The 20,057-nt window shown below is 55.7% G+C and carries 20 protein-coding genes and 1 tRNA gene; 3 read left to right on the forward strand and 18 right to left on the reverse strand.

Translation table 11 applies throughout. The features are described from left to right. Positions 1–140 precede the first annotated feature (140 nt). From KFS80_RS15155 to dapA, 12 genes are all read right to left on the reverse strand, one after another. Entirely contained in the window at positions 141–953 is an 813-nt protein-coding gene (locus KFS80_RS15155; RefSeq protein WP_212545205.1) for a hypothetical protein, read from the reverse strand. 246 nt (positions 954–1,199) lie between these two features. Continuing rightward, positions 1,200–2,306, reverse strand: a complete 1,107-nt coding sequence (locus KFS80_RS15160; protein ID WP_212545206.1) for a hypothetical protein — start codon at positions 2,304–2,306, stop codon at positions 1,200–1,202. A gap of 398 nt (positions 2,307–2,704) precedes the next feature. Then, on the reverse strand, positions 2,705–2,983 hold the full coding sequence (locus KFS80_RS15165) for a hypothetical protein (RefSeq protein ID WP_212545207.1): 279 nt from the start codon (positions 2,981–2,983) through the stop codon (positions 2,705–2,707). Beyond that, complete coding sequence (locus KFS80_RS15170) at positions 2,983–5,202, reverse strand: hypothetical protein (protein ID WP_212545208.1); 2,220 nt, start codon at positions 5,200–5,202, stop codon at positions 2,983–2,985. The genes KFS80_RS15165 and KFS80_RS15170 overlap by 1 nt, the downstream gene beginning before the upstream one ends. 348 nt (positions 5,203–5,550) lie before the next feature. After that, the gene (locus KFS80_RS15175; protein WP_212545209.1) at positions 5,551–5,952 is read right to left on the reverse strand and encodes a hypothetical protein; all 402 of its coding nucleotides are present in this window, start codon (positions 5,950–5,952) and stop codon (positions 5,551–5,553) included. Continuing rightward, a complete protein-coding gene (locus KFS80_RS15180; RefSeq protein ID WP_212545210.1) occupies positions 5,949–6,131 on the reverse strand; it encodes a hypothetical protein in 183 nt (60 codons plus the stop codon). The genes KFS80_RS15175 and KFS80_RS15180 overlap by 4 nt, the downstream gene beginning before the upstream one ends. Further along, the gene (locus KFS80_RS15185; protein WP_212545211.1) at positions 6,128–6,640 is read right to left on the reverse strand and encodes a hypothetical protein; all 513 of its coding nucleotides are present in this window, start codon (positions 6,638–6,640) and stop codon (positions 6,128–6,130) included. Before KFS80_RS15185 ends, KFS80_RS15180 begins: the two co-directional genes overlap by 4 nt. Before the next feature lie 1,157 nt (positions 6,641–7,797). Then, positions 7,798–7,887 (reverse strand) — tRNA-Ser (locus KFS80_RS15190). An 83-nt stretch (positions 7,888–7,970) separates the two neighbouring features. Then, positions 7,971–8,684, reverse strand: a complete 714-nt coding sequence (gene purC, locus KFS80_RS15195) for a phosphoribosylaminoimidazolesuccinocarboxamide synthase (RefSeq protein ID WP_008077821.1) — start codon at positions 8,682–8,684, stop codon at positions 7,971–7,973. Between the two features lie 28 nt (positions 8,685–8,712). After that, a complete protein-coding gene (locus tag KFS80_RS15200; RefSeq protein WP_159814173.1) occupies positions 8,713–9,474 on the reverse strand; it encodes an MBL fold metallo-hydrolase in 762 nt (253 codons plus the stop codon). A gap of 6 nt (positions 9,475–9,480) precedes the next feature. Beyond that, on the reverse strand, positions 9,481–10,596 hold the full coding sequence (gene bamC, locus KFS80_RS15205; protein ID WP_053118076.1) for an outer membrane protein assembly factor BamC: 1,116 nt from the start codon (positions 10,594–10,596) through the stop codon (positions 9,481–9,483). 17 nt (positions 10,597–10,613) lie between these two features. Continuing rightward, positions 10,614–11,492 carry a 4-hydroxy-tetrahydrodipicolinate synthase gene (gene dapA / locus KFS80_RS15210; protein ID WP_007911392.1) on the reverse strand — a complete coding sequence of 293 codons (879 nt, stop codon included), beginning with the start codon at positions 11,490–11,492 and terminating at the stop codon, positions 10,614–10,616. A 328-nt stretch (positions 11,493–11,820) separates the two neighbouring features. On the opposite strand from dapA, the gene KFS80_RS15215 reads away from it, so the two are divergent. Then, positions 11,821–12,381: a glycine cleavage system transcriptional repressor gene (locus KFS80_RS15215; protein ID WP_053118073.1), complete on the forward strand. Its 561-nt coding sequence runs from the start codon at positions 11,821–11,823 to the stop codon at positions 12,379–12,381. 10 nt (positions 12,382–12,391) lie between these two features. Beyond that, positions 12,392–12,865, forward strand: coding sequence for a peroxiredoxin (locus KFS80_RS15220; protein ID WP_159814175.1), 474 nt, complete (start codon positions 12,392–12,394; stop codon positions 12,863–12,865). Positions 12,866–13,004: 139 nt separating this feature from the next. On the opposite strand, the gene KFS80_RS15225 is transcribed toward KFS80_RS15220, so the two are convergent. Together KFS80_RS15225 and KFS80_RS15230 are read right to left on the reverse strand one after the other, a co-directional pair. Next, entirely contained in the window at positions 13,005–14,075 is a 1,071-nt protein-coding gene (locus tag KFS80_RS15225; RefSeq protein ID WP_053118069.1) for an AI-2E family transporter, read from the reverse strand. 33 nt (positions 14,076–14,108) lie between these two features. After that, the gene (locus KFS80_RS15230; RefSeq protein ID WP_134178123.1) at positions 14,109–14,348 is read right to left on the reverse strand and encodes a sulfurtransferase TusA family protein; all 240 of its coding nucleotides are present in this window, start codon (positions 14,346–14,348) and stop codon (positions 14,109–14,111) included. Positions 14,349–14,446: 98 nt separating this feature from the next. Between KFS80_RS15230 and KFS80_RS15235 the strand changes: the two genes are divergently transcribed. Next, positions 14,447–15,880 carry a M48 family metalloprotease gene (locus tag KFS80_RS15235; protein ID WP_053118065.1) on the forward strand — a complete coding sequence of 478 codons (1,434 nt, stop codon included), beginning with the start codon at positions 14,447–14,449 and terminating at the stop codon, positions 15,878–15,880. An 81-nt stretch (positions 15,881–15,961) separates the two neighbouring features. On the opposite strand, the gene KFS80_RS15240 is transcribed toward KFS80_RS15235, so the two are convergent. From KFS80_RS15240 to rpoE, 4 genes are all read right to left on the reverse strand, one after another. Then, entirely contained in the window at positions 15,962–17,395 is a 1,434-nt protein-coding gene (locus KFS80_RS15240) for a DegQ family serine endoprotease (RefSeq protein WP_212545212.1), read from the reverse strand. Positions 17,396–17,604: 209 nt separating this feature from the next. Next, positions 17,605–18,567: a MucB/RseB C-terminal domain-containing protein gene (locus KFS80_RS15245; RefSeq protein WP_053118061.1), complete on the reverse strand. Its 963-nt coding sequence runs from the start codon at positions 18,565–18,567 to the stop codon at positions 17,605–17,607. A gap of 8 nt (positions 18,568–18,575) precedes the next feature. After that, on the reverse strand, positions 18,576–19,163 hold the full coding sequence (locus tag KFS80_RS15250) for a sigma-E factor negative regulatory protein (RefSeq protein WP_053118059.1): 588 nt from the start codon (positions 19,161–19,163) through the stop codon (positions 18,576–18,578). A 30-nt stretch (positions 19,164–19,193) separates the two neighbouring features. Next, the gene (gene rpoE / locus KFS80_RS15255) at positions 19,194–19,775 is read right to left on the reverse strand and encodes an RNA polymerase sigma factor RpoE/AlgU (protein WP_003172477.1); all 582 of its coding nucleotides are present in this window, start codon (positions 19,773–19,775) and stop codon (positions 19,194–19,196) included. Positions 19,776–20,057 lie beyond the last annotated feature (282 nt).

The raw sequence follows: 20,057 nt of genomic DNA on the forward strand, positions 1-20,057 counted from the left end.
GCGAGCTTGACCACTTCAACCAGACCCCGCGTAAATACTGACTTATAGCCAAGCTCTATTAAGATGACATCCCAATAGTGGATTATGCACGCATTATTATCCCTAGGTTTTCGGGTAGTTATTCGAGGTTATGCCATCGGTTACGCCGCAGGAGGCTTTGTCTGCTTCTGGACAATGGGAACGCAGATGGCGGTGCCATGCTTCTCGCCACGAACACGTGACATCAAACTAGGGTCGCTTTTCTTGAATTCTTCAATGCCAAGCTTACCCATGGCATCGCAGTGCTTAAGCATTTGGTTGACGAAGATCTCAGGCTTATCGCTTGAGGCGTAAACCAATGTCATGTTGGCGGGAAGCATGTGCTCACCGTGATACGGCTTTTTGCGAGCGTTAATATCGATGTGCTGACCTAGTTCACTGTCCACGACGACGCCGATCCTTTTTGAACTCAACGCTGGTACACGTGACAACTGACTAATCACTAGATGCCAGCCTAATGGCTCAGGATTAACAGTGGGGCCAGGATCTAAGATCAAGTAGGCTGCCACTGGCTGCAAAGCGACTTGCGAGGACACAGATGCTAGAGGCTCTGCAATGGCGCTGCTGGCACAGACACTGACACGGCATCCTTGGGTGCGCTCTGGCTCCTTGATGGTATTGGTGTCTACGGCAATCAAGTAATCGAATTGCCCTTTCAACTGATCTAGGTGAGTTCTGTTCAATGCCTTGAAGTCTTCGACTGGCGTTGAATAGATCACTTTGTCTTTGCCATTCTGTTTCTCGTAGGAAATTTGGCTACGCAATGATTCTGGGTCGAGTTCTTGGATACTGGGAACGCCGGTGACAGGATCGTAACTGATGGTGAAGTGCTCCACCTTCTCTGTTGTATGGCCGATTACAAAATGGTCGCGTGGGATCTTGTCGTCATCATTGCCATTCTTGTTATTGGTCATCCGTGTCACCTCAGCGTGAGAGTTTGTACGCTGGCTTCGCCCACTCCAGCAGACCAAGCACTATAGCGCACGCTATACAGATGCATGCGGGACGGTCGGATTACTGTCCACGTAAATCATGCTGTAGGCCACAGCCTACAAGGGTTTCAGCGGGATACTACCTCGCGACTCACGTCCCTACTGAGTGCGGTGCTTCTAATGGCATCGGACAAAAGAAAGCCCCACCTCAAAAGGTAGGGCTGTGCGTTACAGCGACCAGAGTGGAACATCGTCTGCATGGGGATCTAGTCCAGTGAGTCGAGGAACGAAGCTAATCAGTTCCCCGTCCAGTTCGCTTGAGAAACAACCAAGGACACGCGGCACCACTACAGCACCCAACGCTTTTAACTCTAGAGTTGGTTGGTACACCATGTCGTTTGACAGAGCTTTGTCTAGCACCGCGTCAATCAAGGGCTTCACCGTGGAAACAGGCTTGCCGTGTAGCATGTCGAACACCATCTGAATTCCAGCATCATCAATTTCGAACTCAAGACGCAAGCGTCTGCTTGTACCGGCTTCAATGAATCTCAGGCGTTCTATTGCAGGTAGAATGTCGGGGCGGTACGCCTTACCGATGCGCTCCCACTCAGCCAGTAGTACGGTCACTTCGTCAGACATACGGGGAGACCAGCCACTACCATCTAGCGCCTCTTTCCCTTGCACCTCCCGCTTGATGCCTGCCAACACCGTAGCGCTGGCACTCTCTAGAATCGCGAAGTGTTTGGCATGGTCTGGGTTGTCATGGTCTAGGTGCTCCCTCAACCAACATACCAAGGCGTGACGCTTGGCTGGCTGGATCTTCCGAGACTCCACCACGGCGAGAACTGTGTCCTCACCGATGATCTTGATAATCCGTTCAATGACCTCCTTCTGATTTGAGTCTCTGCCTAGAAAGTGGCGTGGACTCACCTTGGCACGTGAAATAGACGCGCCCCCAGAGAAGTGTCTAACGGAGTGCGAGCGGTTCAAGCCTCTCGGTGCAATGACCAAGTTGTCGGCACGAAACAAGCCGACAGTTGTTTCACCACGTACCGGACAAATGTGGGACAACTCGAAAGGAGCTAGCCCGGCACTCTTTCGTTCTCCGTATCCATTGTACTTTTGAGCCAAGGCGTAAACATCATACAGCGCGCCCAAATCTTCCTCGGTGAAACCCTCAAAGATCAACTCTGTTCTTGCACGAATTGCCTGACGGGCGAGTTCTTGGAAGAATGGCGAGTTTGTAGCATTGTAGAGGTATGTAACTCGGCGGGACTCATTACGGGCACTGTTTCGACATGCTGCGTTACAATACTTTGCCGTCTTCGATTTCATCCGTGGGCGCTTCCCACAGTGAAGACATGTAATGCGGTGTTTCTTCTTAGGTGTTCTTACCGGTGCTGCTAGCGCCATCTAGGTACGCTCCTGTAGGTTTAGTTGTGCCATGGCTGGCAACATATGAAATACGGCATTCAGATCCGCAGAAAGGAATAGCCTTATACGAAAGGAAAGAGCCACCGCAGTTACGGCAGTGGCAAGTACGTTGGTTACGTAGTCCGCGACTCATGCTGTAAGCTCCTGTAGTGCGTTATGGGGATCGCTATCTAACGAGACGACCCAGACTGTAGCTCCGCGCTTATCTACGCCCATATGGCGCCATACTGGACGCCTCAGTAGTTTGGACAGCTCGAAGGCAACTTTCATTGCCTCCGCTGCGTTAGTGAAGATTTGTTTCATTGTCCGTGTCCCTTGGGAAGTTGAGAAAGCTTCAAGTCGATCCGCTTATCAATCCATGTGTGAAGGCTTTCACGTTCTTGCGAGCGTTCCAACTGGAGTTGGTTATATCGCAAACGTAGTGCCTCATCGGTGTAAGCGTTGGCGTTACGCTCTGCCAATTGAGAATACTGCAACGCCATATCGTTGTTGTGATTGAAGAGCCAGAACGTTAAGCCTGTTGCAACAGCAATCTGTACTACGAAACCCAATGCAATAGTGCAGATGATTTTGTTCATCATTCGACCTCAGTCTGTGAAGCTCGGGCCGTTTGCAAAACCTTGCCGATTTCATCACGAACAATTCGCCCCACCTCTTGCTCATCAGAACCGGGAGGCGCTGTGATATTCACCGTGACATTGTTATTCACTTCTGTGTGTGACTGATCGATATTGCTTTCAGCCGGTTTAACAATCCGCCCATTATTAGGATCATCTGCCGACATCCAGTCACTCGGCAGCAACGTCTGTTTCCGTTGTTTTTCAGAAGCCTCCATAATGGAGTCAGCGGTGACAACGGAAGGCATACGAAACTGGCGGCACTCACCATCTGCGAAGTTAGGCTGCTTAAGACTTAGCTTGGACAAATTCAGGTTTGGAAATTGCATACCAAGCATATTCATTTGCGGAGTTTTGACTGAGTTAGCCGGCCCTTGCTCGTAGTCTGGTTGATTGAACAACCAGCGATAAAATCTATCGACAGGGTCTTTTACCTTTTCGCCGGTAGATGGTCTAGGCCCACCACCAATAACACTTGGATCAATGGCAAGTCCCTCAGGGAACCCGGCACTACCAACTTCTCGTGCTCGGTCTTTCTCCGTCTTCTCTGTTCCGTCTCCATTCTTGCCAGCGGTGAGACGAAGCATCGAAGTCGCAAGTTTGGCTAGTCCAATATCGAACGCCACCATCGATTCTTTAAAAGGCTTCATCGCCTCTGTCAGCTCCATTTCAGCTTTGATGCGCTCGTTGATTGCACCAATCAACTCGGGATTCTGGTCTAGACCCTGTTGCTGCAAGAATTGTTGGTTGGATAGGCGAGTGGCGTTTGCATCGATACTCCCGCTCTGACGCTCAATTGCGGCGGCGTTTTCCTTCACGAACAACTCAATACCCTTAGTGAAGTCAATTGCCTTGAGATTGCCTGTCTTGGTGCTGGCTCTGAAGTCCTTCTCTAGATTGGCGTCTAGGGCATGCTTGTTACGTTCAGCCCATGCACGACGGATTGGCTCCACCAGCAATGGGGCGCTTTCGCTGAAGGTGTTCAGGTCTTCCTTGTCGCCGACCGATTTGCTCGCAATCTGTTGTAATTGCAAATTTGCCCGACGTTGTTCCTCAGCCGTCATACCAGCACCACGGAAGGCTGCTTGACGTGTTTCATAGGTGCCGGTGGCTTGGGAAAGGCTGCGACCACGGGCCATCTCTGCCATCAAGAACGTTCTGTACGCCTTGGCGGATTCAAGACTGGCTTCGGAGCCATATTTGGCATTGATCCGTAGCCACTCCGATTTGGCGAACTCGGCATTAGCAGGATTCTTGCCCCCTGCTTGAGACAGGACGTTTTCAAGTTGCTGACTCTCTGACACGCGGGTCTGTGTTGCAGCGAGACGGTCACCAAGAGCACTTACAGCCCCCACGATTGCGGCAAGGCCAGCCGTTACGCCGCCGAGAGCCAACGCACCTGTTCCAAGCCCCATGAAGCCTGTAGATGGCTTTGGTTCGGCTTGTTTCGCTGCCCATGCCGCTTGGCGTGTCTGCGCCCATTGGAAGCGCTCGGCCTTCTGGGCATGACTCACATCAAGGCGCTGAGCACGGATCTTTGCGGCCTCCTGTGACGCAGTGAATTTCTCCGCTGCTCGTTGCCCTCTGATTCGTGTTTGCTGGAGGACATATTCGGCTTTCTGGGTGGCCGTCATGGCTTGAAGTTGCTTCTGTTGCTGGATAGCGGTCTTCTGCTGTTGCTGGGTGAGCAAGGCTTCCCAACGAGCTTGGCGGGCCTTGTGCTGCTCAACAGATTGAGCCTGTTTAAGCGCTGCACCCGACACCTTCAAACGCTCGCCTTCGGCCTTGGCTGATTTGGCATCTAGGACGGCCTGAGCGATCTTGTCGCGAAGGGCCTGGGACTGGATCGCTGCCCCTTCTTTTTGGCGAAGGTTGATGAGTTTCTGCCCTGCCAGCTCAGCGGTGAACGTGGCGCGGCGTGTACGCTGCACAGCGTTTTCAAGTTTCAACTCTCTGTCGAGGTTGGCTCTTACAGTCTTGGCTAGCTTTTCTTGTCCGGCGCTATCGACCTTGATGCCCATCTTGGTGCCGAGCTTCTTGCTCAGTGCATCAGCCTCACGAGACAGCGCCGCCATCTTCTGGCGTGCTTGGGCTAGGCCACGCTCAAATCTCTGGAGGCCGGAAACATCCACTTGAAACTGGAGAAGGCCAACGAGTTTACTGATGATCTCGGAGTTCATCGGCTGCCCCCTCGTCCATGGCGCCCATGAACTGGGTGAAACAGCAGCGCGACATCTCGTTCAAACTCCGAGTGCCTATGGCCGTATTGCTCAACATGAAATGCAACTCCCCGATGGTCGAGGTATGCTTCAAATGCTTTCAAAACAGACCGAGTTCCAGTTAGCACATAGAAGAGTGCTCTGCGGTGGCGAACCCATTTGTATGTAACTGTGGCTTGATGCCCGTGCCAACGATTAGCGAAGTCTGCGAACTGCGACATGAAGTCTCTGGTCGAGATTACTGCGGCATCGTGTACTACGAAAATTGCGTGGTAGCTGTGAGCGGCTTTATTCAGCCGTGTAACGGTGTTACTTGTTTGATCCATTAGTTTCCTCAGGGTATTCGATAAACACCCAGCTTCCGGCTTGGATGCCTTCATGGGTGCAGGGCAGTTGGTAGCTGTTACTCATCTGCTCGGGATGCGTCTTGTTAAACTCAGCGCAAGCCTTGGTTATAACAGCGTCGTCATACTTGGTTGAATCCAACACCACAGTCATCACACCAGTGCGACCACTTGCAGACTTGTATGTGACCTCCTGAAAGACTGTAGGAGACGCTTTATTGACTTGCTTGTGAGTATGTAGCGCTTGTTTAACTACCGCCTCTACAGGAGCCTCTGAGGGGCTTGTAGCGAGTGTGTCTTTGGCGTACTTCTCACGCAGTAGCAACTCCGTACCTGACAAAGTGCTTGGATCGATTTTATCGGTCATTCTGCACCTCCTAATTCACTCAATGGCAGACTAAGTGCAATGCGAGCACCTTCAATAAACGCCTGAAGCACCGTAGCGTCGTATTGGGCTTTAGTGATGTAGAGCTTTGCATTCAAATCCATGTTGCTCCATGCCACATCCAACTGCTTATCGACTTCTGTATCAAAGCGGCTTCTCATTGCTGCTCTCCCATGCCGAGGGCTTGCATTACTTCAGATTCAACGCGGGCGTATTCTTCGGATTCTTGTGCTGCTTTGGCATCCAACTCGGCTTGTTGCTTTCTGCGCTTCTCGCCAGCCAAGAGCGATTCAACTTCCTTGGCCACGCACGCTGCTTTGTCAGCTTCCAAGCGTTGCAAATAATCCTGCTCAACTTGAGACTTGATTTGAGCGATCTCTTTTTCAATTTGTGATTCTGGCTTACGCAGCGAGAGGATTACCCAATCCACTGTTGGCCCTGCAATCAGTTTGGGCAGATGGGCAATCTCGCCAGTCGGCGCGAAGCCTTGAGCGACAAGCTCGACGTATTTATCGAGGGCTTGTTGCAAGCCTTGCACCTCAAACTCTTCCATAATGCCAAGCTGTTCTCGGCCTTGGATATTACATTGGGTGCGGGTGTTGTACTGACCTACTTCGAAGTCTTGTAGACGTTTTAGATGCACTGCATCTGATTGGAACAATTGACTCATGGTGTTACCTCTAGTTTTAGTTGGTGTTGCTTGGCGCTGTTGAGCGCGATGGTGTTGCATGTAGCATCTGTGGCTACAGGTTTGCTTTGATGCTCTTTGTGTTTGCATGGGCGCATTACACACCACGCACGGTCTTACTACGGTTAATGCCACTAGGCCTCCGGTGAGAATAACTTGTGTGAGAATAAGGAAACTCAGGTAAAAAATTAGCCGGAACGATGTCCGACTAAGTGAATGCACGAATCATTCTAAGTTACATGAGTGTATTGCGAATCTGGGTCGAGGGCGCGGATCTAACCGACACGCCCTCTCAACTCATGGCTCACCGGAGTTGTCTCGGCGTTGACACTCCCAAGGGGAGGAAGCCAGATTGACAGAGTGTCTCGACCTATCGCCCCTGTCGGACGACGCACTGGGTTAACAAAGCCCGGTCTAGCAAGAAACGGCCATCGCCTTGCTTATACGACAGAGAGGGTCGTCAGAAACCCTTGGCCTACACGACACACCGAACTCTATGGCAACACAGGTTCGGTGTGGATGATTCGGAAACGACGAAACCGAACTCAGCTTGGCGGCTGGCCCGGTTGGATGTTCTGGAATTTGGGTTGTTGCTAGTGTTGCGGAGGGGTGAAGCCCGGATGAGAAAATCTCCTCTACCCTGCACCAGTATCGCACGGAGTCTCTCAAATTGCAAGCATTATTTGTGCCAACTCTGAAGAAACTGACGAGCGGTCGTCCGTCTGCCTTCCGAAAAGCTATACCGGTTAAGCTTAGTATAAACGATAGACGTCGATTTGTCAAATACAACATTTTCTATAAGTCAAGTGAAATCGTGATTATGGCTTGTTTGCCGTATGAGACGTCACTATCGGCGTATGTCTTAATGCCCCGGCTTGGTCGGCACGAGCGGTACAGGCTGCTCCCACGTCGTTCCGCTGAGCGCTTCCACCTCATCCATTGCGCCTACGTAGGGACGCCTTAGCGCGCCACAGGTGCGAATAGGCATTCACATGGGGCGATGGGCAGCACTGAGGGGAAACTTGCCACAGAAGCGCTCAGGCGGGCAGACGTAAACAGAAATTTTACGTAGAAACGCTACGTAGAATCCCAGAATGCAAAAAGCCCCGAGACCAGAGTCTACGGGGCTTTTCAATGTATGGCGGAGAGATAGGGATTCGAACCCTAGGTACCGGTGAAGGTACAACGGATTTCGAATCCGTCCCATTCGGCCACTCTGGCATCTCTCCAACGGCGCGCATCATAACAACACTTTTACCGAAAGCAAACCCTCTTTCGAAAATTTCTTCGTGCTATCAGATGCTTGCGTCGATTAAAGCGGTACGCCCAGACGATTGGCGACTTCTTCGTAGGCTTCGATGACGTCACCGAGGCCCTGACGGAAGCGGTCTTTGTCCATCTTCTTCTTGGTGTCCTTGTCCCACAGACGGCAGCCGTCCGGGCTGAACTCGTCGCCGAGGACGATGGAGCCGTCGCTGAACACGCCGAATTCAAGCTTGAAGTCGACCAGCAGCAGGCCGGCGTCGTCGAACAGCTTGGTCAGCACTTCGTTGACCTTGAGCGACAGTTCTTTCATGCGAACCAGTTGCTCGGCAGTGCCCCAACCGAATGCCACAACGTGGGATTCGTTGATGAACGGGTCGCCTTTGGCGTCGTCCTTGAGGAACAGTTCGAAGGTGTAAGGATTGAGCTTCAGGCCTTCTTCGACGCCCAGACGCTTGACCAGGCTGCCGGCGGCGTAGTTACGCACGACGCACTCGACCGGGATCATGTCGAGCTTCTTCACCAGGACTTCGTTGTCGGCCAGCAGTTTGTCGAATTGGGTCGGAATGCCGGCCGCTTCGAGTTTCTGCATGATGAAGGCGTTGAACTTGTTGTTGACCATGCCTTTGCGGTCGAGCTGCTCGATGCGCTTGCCGTCGAACGCCGAGGTGTCGTTGCGAAACAGCAGGATCAAGCGGTCAGCGTCGTCGGTCTTGTAAACCGATTTGGCTTTGCCGCGGTAGAGTTCTTCACGTTTTTCCATGATGGGCTCCGCTTGCTAAGTAGGTGGGCTAGGCGATGTGGCGCCAGTCGAGCCCTGAATCTTGATCGGCCAGTTGCAGCCAGTCCGGGTCGCACCCGAGGGTGTCGACAAAACATTGCCGGGCCAGCTGCGGCATGTTGTTCTTGCTGCTCAGATGAGCCAGGACAAGGTGTTGCAAGCCCTGCCAGCCCAACTCGGACACCAGGAAAGCCGCCTGATGGTTGTTCAAATGTCCCAGCTCGCCGCCCACCCGCTGCTTGAGAAAGTACGGGTAGTGCCCACGGGCCAGCATGTCACGACAATGGTTGGACTCGATCATCAACGCATCGAGATCCCGATAACCGTCCAGCACCCGCTCGCAGTAGGAACCCAGATCGGTCAGCAGGCCGAAGCGCCGCTGCTCTTGATCACTGAACACATACTGGGTCGGTTCCTGCGCATCGTGGGCCACGGCAATGACCCCGATGTTCAGTGCACCGATCTGCAGTTGCTCGCCGCCGGCCAGCAAGCCTGCGGGTTCAATCGGTTTGCGCATCCCGCGCAGTGTGCCGCGACTGAGGTAGACCGGCAGATTGTAGCGCCGAGACAGTAAACCCACGCCATGCACGTGGTCGGCATGTTCGTGGGTTACGAGTATCGCGCTCAGTTGCGCCGGGTTCACACCCAGGCGCAACAGGCGTTTTTCGGTTTCCCGCAGGGAAAAACCACAATCCACCAGCACATACGTATCAGCACTGGCGATCAGCGTGCCGTTCCCTTGGCTACCGCTGCCGAGAACGGCAAAACGCATGGTTGATCAGCCCAGGTTGTCCTGAATCACGCTCAGCACTTTACGCGCCACTTCAGCCGGCGCGACGGTGTTGATGTTTTTCTCGACGGTCACCTGAATGTTCTCGCCAACCTTGCTCAGGCGAACCTGATAACGCTCGGCACGGGATTCAACTTCTTCCTTGGTCGGCGCACTGCCGAACAGGCTGCTGAAGAAACCAGGCTTGTCGTCTTTCTTCTCGGCTTTTTCGGCCAGGTTGATGTAGTACAGACCGAGGCTGCGGTTGATGTCTTCAACGCGCCATTCGCCTTGCTCCAGTGCACGGCCAACGCTCGACCAGGCACGATCCAGATCGGTACCGACGTTCAACACCGGGTTGCCGCTGCCGTCTTCGCTGAGGCTGACGCGGCTCGGGGTATCGAAATCACGCGAAGCGAGCATCGACACCGAACCGCCCTTCTCGGAGATACGGCTCATGCTTGCGAGCATGTCGTCGACCAGCGCAGCGTCCAGGCCAGTGTTGACCGAACGGTTGGTGAAATCGACATCGGCGGTGCTGCCGGCAGGACGCTCAGCACTGACCACGTAGATTTCACTGGTGTTGCGCTGCACGCCTGGCTCGATGCGCACACGGACGCGGGTTTCGCTGTCAGTGGCGACGCCGGCCGCGCTCAGGCGCTTGGCCATCGACGCGGACAGCTCATCGGAATGCTGCCAGGTGGTGGTGAATTCGCCGGTTTGCGGACGCTGTTCATCCAGACGGAAACCGTTGTCCTGGAAGAATTGCACCGCCACTGGCCAGACTTCGGCCGGTGGATGCTGGGCCATGACCCAACGCGAATCGCCGCTCTTCTGCAGCGAGTAGTCGGTGGCATCGGCGATGGCCGACAGTGGCTGAGGACGTGGAACCACGTATTCGCCCTTGGCGGTGTCATCAGCGACGTTGCGCGGGATCGGCAGCAGCGGATCCAGACGCTTGGAGGTGCTGACATCCGGTGGCAGTTGCATCGGTGCAGTCTGTTGCGCTTCCAGGTAATCGCTACCACGGTCACGGAAATAACCTTCCGGGCCCCAGACCCATCCGCAGCCACTGGTGCTGGAGATAATCAAGGCAAGTGCGGAAAGTCCGGCCATTCGCTTCATGCGTTGTACTTCCTCAATTAAACCAGGACGCTGCACTGGCGCAGGGCCGAGCGCAGCGTTTCATGACAAGGTGTGCTCAGCCAGGTCAGCGGCAAGCGGATGCCTTCGTGCATCAGGCCCATTTCAACCAAAGCCCACTTCACCGGAATCGGGTTGGCTTCGATGAACAGGTCTTTGTGCAGCGGCATCAGTTTTTCGTTGATGGCCCGTGCGGTGTCGGCGTCGCCTTTCAGCGCGGCCTCACACAGATCGGCCATTTCGCGCGGCGCGACGTTGGCGGTCACGGAAATGTTGCCTTTACCACCCAGCAGGATCAGTTCAACGGCGGTCGGATCATCGCCGGACAGCACGATGAAATCTTTGCTCACACCATCGATGATCGCTTTGGCGCGTTTCAGATCGCCGGTGGCTTCCTTGATACCGATGATGTTCGGCACGGTGGACAGGCGAATCACGGTCTCGGCCTGCATGTCGCACGACGTGCGGCCCGGAACGTTGTAGAGAATCTGTGGAATGTCGACCGATTCAGCGATGTGCTTGAAGTGCTGGTACAAGCCTTCCTGAGTCGGCTTGTTGTAGTACGGAACGACCAACAGGCAGGCATCGGCGCCGGCTTCTTTGGCGTTGCGGGTCAGCTCGACGGCTTCGCGGGTCGAGTTGGCGCCAGTGCCGGCGATGACCGGGATGCGCCCGGCAACCTGTTTGACCACGGCTTTGATGACGGCGATGTGTTCTTCTACATCAAGGGTTGCCGACTCGCCGGTAGTACCGACCGCGACAATGGCATGGGTGCCGTTCTTGAGATGGAAGTCCACGAGTTTGCTGAGGCTGTCCCAGTCAAGACGCCCTTGTGCATCCATGGGAGTGACCAGTGCCACCATACTGCCCGCAATCATGAAACCGCTCCTGCCGGAAAAAGAGAGCGGTAATGGTACTGGCGCCAAGATGCTTGCACAAGCGAAGTACTGCGCTGCCGCCATTCCCCTTGGCCGCGCTTTTCGCTACCCTTCAGACTTTGATCGGTACCGATCAGCTTGTACGCCGGGTTCCAGCCTCCCTTTTCGGCCTCCCAGACCCCGTTCCTGCGTCGCATCGACGCGCTCCCGCTATAGTGGAGCGAGCCGCGAGCGCTTGCCGGGTCTATTGCATGGACAGCCAGAACAGGCGCGCCCCGGCCGCTAGCGTCCGTCACCTACCGACCGCTCATCGCTTTAGGAATGCTGCATGTCCACCCCCACAGTTCGCGAACAATTCCTTGTCATCAGTGCCCTCGGCGCCAACCCCATGGAGCTGACTAACGTCCTGTGCCGCGCCAGCCATGAAAATCGCTGCGCCGTGGTCACCTCCCGTCTGACTCGCCACGGCGAGTGCAGCGCGTTGATCCTCGAGATCACCGGCAGTTGGGACGCCCTCGCCCGCCTCGAAGGCAGTCTGCCGAGTCTGGCGAAGAAACACGCTTTCACCGCCAACGTGGTGCGCAGCGCGCCGCTGGAAAATCGTCCACAAGCCCTGCCGTACGTGGCTTATGTGAGTTCGGCGTATCGCCCGGACATCATCAACGAGCTGTGCCAGTTCTTCATGGATCACAACGTCGAGCTGGAAAACCTGACCTGCGACACGTATCAGGCGCCACAGACCGGCGGCACCATGCTCAACGCCACGTTCACCGTGACCCTGCCGGCAGGCACCCAGATCAGTTGGCTGCGCGACCAGTTCCTCGATTTCTCCGACGCAATGAATCTCGACGCACTGATCGAGCCTTGGCGCCCACAGAACCCAATGTAAGGAAGCTTTCATGGCCGTTGTCATCGACCAACCGGTTGCCGATTTCGAAGCACCTGCCACCAGCGGGCAGACCGTCAAGTTGTCTGCCCTCAAGGGCAAGCAAGTGGTGATTTACTTCTATCCGAAGGACAGCACCCCGGGCTGCACCACTCAAGGTCAGGGCTTTCGTGATCAACATGAAGCGTTCAAGGCTGCCAACACCGAAGTCTTCGGCATTTCGCGCGACAGCCTGAAGTCCCACGAGAACTTCAAGGGCAAGCAGGAATTTCCCTTCGAGTTGATCAGCGACAAGGACGAGGCGGTTTGCCAGTTGTTCGACGTGATCAAGTTGAAGAAGCTGTACGGCAAGGAATACCTGGGCGTTGATCGCAGCACCTTCCTGATTGATAAGGACGGTGTGCTGCGTCAGGAATGGCGCGGTGTGAAAGTGCCGGGGCATGTGGATGCTGTTCTGGCTGCTGCTCAGGAACTGAACAAGGCCTGATGATTTTGCGGCGTCTTCTCTGACGCCTTCGCGAGCAAGCCCGCTCCCACATTGGATTTGTGAACGCCACAGATCCAATGTGGGAGCGGGCTTGCTCGCGAAGAGGCCCTAAACCCCACCAAACAATCTGAATAAACCACTAAAGCAACGGCGCCACCACCGGCTCCTTGCGCGGCCAGGCATCCAACACTGCCTTGAACAGCGTCGCCAGCGGAATCGCAAAGAACACACCCCAGAATCCCCACAACCCGCCAAACAACAGCACCGCGCAAATAATCGCCACCGGATGCAAGTTGACCGCCTCGGAAAACAGCAACGGCACCAGCACGTTGCCATCCAGCGTCTGGATGATCCCGTACACCGCCATCAAATAGATGAACTGATCGCTCCAGCCCCACTGGAACAGCGCAATCAGCAGCACCGGCACGGTCACCACCACCGCACCCACATACGGCACCACCACCGAAATCCCGACCAGCAACGCCAGCAGCGCCGCGTAATTAAGCCCGAGCGCGACGAACGCGATGTAGGTCACGCCACCACAAATCACGATCTCGATGACCTTGCCGCGAATGTAATTGGCGATTTGCCGGTTCATTTCCTGCGCGACCCGCGTAATCAACGCGCGCTCACGCGGCAGATAACCGCGCACCCACTCGCCGATCATGGCCCGGTCTTTAAGGAAGAAGAACACCAGAATCGGCACCAACACCAGATAGATCATGATGTTGACCAGCAGCGGCAGACTCGACAGCGAAAACGTCAGCGCCCATTGCCCGAACTTGCCGATCTCGCCGCGCGCCGCTTCGATGGCTTGCAGCACTTGCTCGTCGGAGACCAGATGCGGATAGCGCTCCGGCAGCAACAGCAGCAGCGACTGCCACTTGGCAAGCATGCCCGGTAGTTCATTGAACAGCGTGATCAACTGATGCCAGAGCAGCGGCATGACCACGACAATAAATAGCATCAACACGCCCATAAACAGCGCAAACACCAATCCCACGGCCACACCGCCCGGCACGCGCAGGCGTTCGAGCGTGACCACCAGGCCCTGCATCAGATACGCCAGTACCATCCCCGCCAGTACCGGCGCGAGCATGCCGCCGAGGGTGAGCACGGCGGTGAAGGCAAGAATCAGCAACACTGCCAGCACCACCGCTTCTTCGTCGGAGAAGTAGCGCTGAATCCAGTCGCGTAACACTTTGAACATCAATAATCCTTAGGTTGTTTTACGCTGTCGGCTTCAGGCTTTTTTCAACCAGTAACGGTAAACGCCCGCGTCGTCTTCTTCGAGCAGCAGCGTATGACCGGCCAATTTGGCAAAGGTGCGGAAGTCGCGTTGCGAGCCGGCGTCGGTGGCGATCACCTTGAGCACCGCGCCGCTTTGCAGTTTATTCAATTCCATTTTCGCCTTGAGCAACGGCAACGGACAATTCAGGCCACTGGCGTCCAGTTCCACGTCATGGGCTACAGCGTCAGTCATTGCGTCACTCCGATCGAGATAGTCGAGCTGCCTAGAATATCTGGTCGCAAGCCCGGTGTCCGGCTACAGTAAGGTCTTTGTCTTCTAAGGCTTTGTGCATGACTTTTCTGCGCCCTACCCTGCTGACGCTCGCTTGCCTGCTCGCCTCACCAGGCTTTGCCGACGATCTGCCGTCACTCGGCGACGCCAGTTCTGCCATCGTCTCACCGCAACAGGAATACCAGCTTGGCCGCGCGTGGCTGGCAATGTTGCGCAGCCAGGTCTCGCAGCTCAACGATCCGCAACTCAAGGACTACGTCGAGTCCAGCGTGTACAAACTGGTCGAGACCAGCCAGGTCACTGACCGACGCCTCGAATTCATTCTGATCAACAGCCCGCAGCTCAACGCCTTCGCGGCGCCGGGTGGCGTGGTCGGGGTCAACGGTGGTTTGTTCCTCAATGCCCAGACCGAGGGCGAATACGCTTCGGTACTCGCGCACGAATTGGCTCACTTGTCGCAACGCCACTTCGCGCGCGGCGTCGAAGCCTCGCAGCGCATGCAAGTGCCGATGATGGCCGCGCTGCTGGCCGGTATTGTCATTGCGGCGGCGGGCGGCGGTGATGCCGGGATCGCCGCGATCGCCGGCACCCAGGCAGCGGCGATTCAGTCGCAACGCACGTTCTCGCGCCAGAACGAACAGGAAGCCGACCGCATCGGCATCCTCAATCTGGAAAAGGCCGGTTACGACCCACGCTCGATGCCGACAATGTTCGAACGCTTGATGCGTCAGTACCGTTTCGACGCCAAGCCACCCGAATTTCTGCTGACTCACCCGGTGACAGAATCGCGTATCGCCGACACCCGCAACCGCGCCGAACAGGCGAAACCTGGCGGCATCGAAGACACCATGCGCTATCAGCTGATTCGTGCGCGCGTGCAGTTGATCTACGAAGAAACCCCGGGCCTTGGCGCCAAGCGTTTCCGCGCGCAGCTGGACGAAAACCCGAAAAACGATGTGGCGCGCTACGGTCTGGCCATCGCGCAGATCAAGGGTGGACAGTTGAATGAGGCTCGCGAGAACCTGAAACAACTGCTGGCCAAATCGCCGAACGAGATCATCTACAACCTCGCGCAGGTCGATCTGGACATCACCAACAATCGCCTGCCTGACGCGCAATCGCGTGTTGACCGCATGCTCACGCAGTATCCGGGCAACTATCCGCTGAATCAGGTTCGCGTAGATTTACTGTTGAAGCAGAATCGCTCTGCCGATGCCGAAAAAGCACTGGAAGGTCTGTTGAAGTCGCGCCCGAACGATCCGGACGTCTGGTACCAGGTTGCCGAGACCCGTGGTTTGTCGGGCAACATCATCGGTTTGCATCAGGCTCGCGCCGAATACTTCGCGCTGGTTGGCGATTACCGTCAGGCGATCCAGCAACTCGACTTTGCCAAGCGCAAGGCCGGCAACAACTTCCCGTTGTCGTCACGCATCGATGCCCGCCAGCGCGAGCTAATGGAGCAGGAGCGCATGATCAAGGACATGATGGGCTGAGTTTTACCCAGCAACACAAAATCTTCGGACACAAAAAAACCGCCTCTTTCGAGGCGGTTTCTTTTTCACCTTGCCGCTCGTTTATTCAGCCAGTTTGAAGGTGATGAAGCTCGCACGACCCTGACGCAGAACGCGCATCGACACCGAACGATTCTTCGGCAACGCTTTGGCGATCTCGCCGAACTCCTTGGTGGAGCCGATGGCCTGGTTGTTCAGATGCGTGATGACGTCACCCGGTTGCAGACCGATCAGGGCAGCTGGGCCGTCCTGCACTTCCTTGATCACCACACCACCTTTGAGGTCGTAGGTTTTCTTCTGCTCTGCGGTCAACTCGCCCACGGCAACACCGAGACGGTTGCTGGTGGTTTCAGCGCCGGACTTCGGCAGTGCATCCAGTTCTTTGTCTTCGTCCGGGATGGCGCCAACAGTCAGTTCGACGTTCTTGCGCTTGCCTTCACGAATCACTTCCAGATTGGCTTTGGCGCCAGCCTTGAGTGCGCCGACCAGGTGCGGCAGGTCAGCAGACATAACGATCGGCTGACCGTTCATGCTCAGAATCACGTCGCCGACTTGCAGGCCGCCCTTGGCTGCCGGGCCGTCATCCTGAATCTGTGCAACCAGCGCACCGGCCGGTTTTTCCAGACCGAACGACTCGGCCAGATCCTTGTTCACTTCCTGGATGACCACACCCAACCAGCCACGGCTGACCTTGCCGCCGCTTTTCAGCTGATTGGAAACGTCCATCGCCACGTCGATCGGGATGGCGAAAGACACGCCCATGAAGCCACCGGAACGGGTGTAGATCTGCGAGTTGATGCCGACCACTTCACCGTTCAGGTTGAACAGCGGGCCACCGGAGTTGCCCGGGTTGATCGGCACGTCGGTCTGGATGAACGGCACGTAGTTTTCGTTCGGCAGACTGCGGCCGACGGCGCTGACGATGCCTTGGGTCACGGTGTGGTCAAAGCCGAAAGGCGAACCGATCGCGACAACCCACTGGCCGGCTTTCAGATCCTGGGATTTGCCGAGTTTGAGTACTGGCAGGTCTTTGCCTTCGATTTTCAGCAGGGCCACGTCGGAACGCGGGTCGGTGCCGATCAGCTTGGCTTTCATTTCGCTGCGATCAGCCAGACGCACAAGAATTTCGTCAGCATCAGCAATCACATGATTGTTGGTCAGGATGTAGCCATCCGGGGAAATGATGAAGCCTGAACCCAGCGACTGCGCTTCACGCTGACGACCACCACCGCCCGGCGAGCGCTGCTGAGGCGGCATGCCGCGCTCGAAGAACTCGCGCAGCATCGGCGGCAAGCCTTCCAGATCCGGCATCTGCTGGTTCACTTTGCGATCCGGCAGTTTCTGCGTGGTACTGATGTTCACCACGGCCGGCGACGCTTGTTCGACCAGTTGCGTGAAGTCCGGCAGGTCGGCTGCTTGTGCAGCAGGCACCGCCTGACCGAGCAATAGCACGGTGGCAAAAATGGACAGATAAGATTTCAAGCTAGGTATCGACATACAGCTCCCGTTACGACGAGCAGGTTTAAGCGATATGGAACAAGAATCACCGGCAACCACAGGCTGGCGCTTTTATTCCAGGAACAACTACAAGGCCAGAGCCGTGAGGCTCTGACCTATAAAAAATTTTCGGCTTATTTGCAAATGAAAATGCTCAGCAAACATTTCATCTCCGTCTCGACGAAGAAGTGGTAGTGGCTGGAATCAGCTCACTGCTTGCTGGTGGCGGCACTGTCGTTTCGCATCGACAAGGCGATCCGTTCGGCGGTGCCGATTGGAATCTCGCCAACCACTGTCACCATCATTTCGCCTTCGGGTGTGGTCAGGCGACGGGAAACGGCAACGGTCGGGCCCAGTTGAGTCCGGGTGTCGGTGACGGTCGCGCCGTTCAACGGTTCAAGGAACACCGAAAAACGTGCCAGGCCATCGTCATACATCAGGCTGTTGACCTGTGTTTTGGTTTGCGGATCTTTGTGCGACGTGCTGCTGGTCAGTTCGAAACCTGGCGGCAACCAGTCCGAACGCCAGACCTGGGCGGTCTTGACGGCGGAGGCCTTGTCGCTGTCCAGCGTCACGGCTTTGCAACCGGCATCGGCTTGCAAGTCTTTGTCGGACGGAACTTCGTCGGTATCGAGACTGGTGAACTGGAAACGTTCGAGCAACTGACCCTTGTCATTCAACAGCAATGACTTGAGCGGCAGACCCGTCTGCTTATCCAGATGCAATTCAAAACCATAACGGTGCTGGTCACGAGGCGTTAGCGAAACAATCACTGCATCGCGACCGGCCACGCGCGACTTGCCGATGACAGCAAGGTCATACCAGTTTTTCAGCTTTTTAGGATCCAGAGCACGAGCGGTCGAGTTGGGAGAATCCCCCAGCCCCGCGATCAGGGTGCCGCTGACGCATTGAGTGTGTCCATCAATGCGCACGACCTCCTGAGCCGAACCGTCGAGCTGAAGCAAACGCTCGCGGACTTGACCGTTCTGGACGCGATGCCAGATGTTATGGGTAGAAAAACTACCGTTACGCTCGTAAACAAAAGTACCGTGAAAGCTTTGCTGCTGCTCGGCCTGGCCCAGACGGGTCAACCAGTCCTGGGCCTCATCGGCATGGGCTGGAACAATGAACCAGCCACTGAGCAGAAGCGAAAGTAGAGGTATGGCGCGCATGATCCTCCTTAACGGTTTTCCAGGCTTGCGGCACGTGCGTATGGCAGCGCGCTTTCAGTACCTTTCAATGCAGCCTGCTGAGCGTGCTGACGCAGGTAACCTGGCAGACGCTGATCGTGCCAGCCTGGCTGACCTTGCAGTACGCCGTTGGCCATAGGGCCAGTGGCTTCCGAGCTCTCGCTGTAGCCTGCCAGAACAGCCGGGCCTTTCACCTGAGGGGTGGCCAAGGTTGTCTGGTTGCTTTGCTGAGCCAGTTCAACACCAGCGATTTCGTCCTGGTTGTACAGGCGAACACCGGCCAGAACGGCAACAGTTACCGAGGCTGCAACAGCCAGACGGCCAAGGTTGCGCCATGGGCTGCGGGATACTTTGGCCGGAGCCGTTTCGTCTTCCAGCGCAGCAGACACTGCCGCAGCGATGTCCAGACGTGGCAGCAGCAGATCCTTGTGCATGGCTGCCCGAGCGATCTGGTAACGAGCCCAGGTCTCACGGGTTTCGACGTCATCAAGTGCATTAATCACTCGACGCAATTCCAGTTCGTCCGCTTCGTTATCCATCACTGCGGACAGCGATTCCTGCAGGGCTTCACGACTCATGGCGTTCCTCTCTTGGCTATCGCCGCTGTCTCAGTTTTCCTGCAACAACGGCTGCAGGGCTTTATCGATGGCCTCCCGAGCGCGGAAAATCCGGGAGCGCACGGTACCCACCGGACACTGCATGACGCTCGCAATGTCCTCGTAACTCAGACCATCGAATTCACGTAAAGTTAACGCCGTACGCAAATCCTCTGGCAGTTGCTGGATGGTTCGATGGACGGTGCCTTCGATCTCATCCCGCAGCAACGCACGTTCTGGTGATTCGAGATCCTTGAGGCCGTGATCGCCGTCGTAGAACTCCGCATCCTCTGAACTTACATCGCTATCCGGCGGCCGACGGCCGCGAGAAACCAGGTAGTTCTTTGCCGTGTTAATGGCAATACGGTACAGCCACGTATAAAACGCACTGTCGCCGCGAAAGTTTCCAAGTGCTCGATACGCCTTGATAAAGGCTTCCTGAGCCACGTCCTGGGCTTCATGGGTGTCGTGCACAAAACGCACGATCAACCCGAGAATCTTGTGCTGATATTTCAGCACCAACAGATCGAAAGCTCGCTTGTCGCCGCGTTGAACGCGCTCGACCAGCTGCTGATCCTCTTCCTGGGTTAGCATGAACACTCCTCGATAAGCCCGAAGGAGACTTGCATAACTAAACGACCAGACTTGCAAACATAGACTCGGGCTTTTCGCAAAAGTTCTCCCCCTCCAGGCAAGTTTCCTGCGGGCTCTGATTTGGCACGCACGAAAAACGCAGCACGGGATGAACCGGCTGCGCGAATAATCTTGTTATCGGTTTCGCCGGGCAGGAATCCAACCGCAGATTCCGCACTGAAGCCGACACGTCCCTTGTTTCTGGCACCGACTATTGATCTTGGGCCTTTGGCAAAAGTTCCA

The sequence above is a fragment of the Pseudomonas rustica genome (assembly GCF_018336155.1).
GTDB lineage: Bacteria > Pseudomonadota > Gammaproteobacteria > Pseudomonadales > Pseudomonadaceae > Aquipseudomonas > Aquipseudomonas rustica.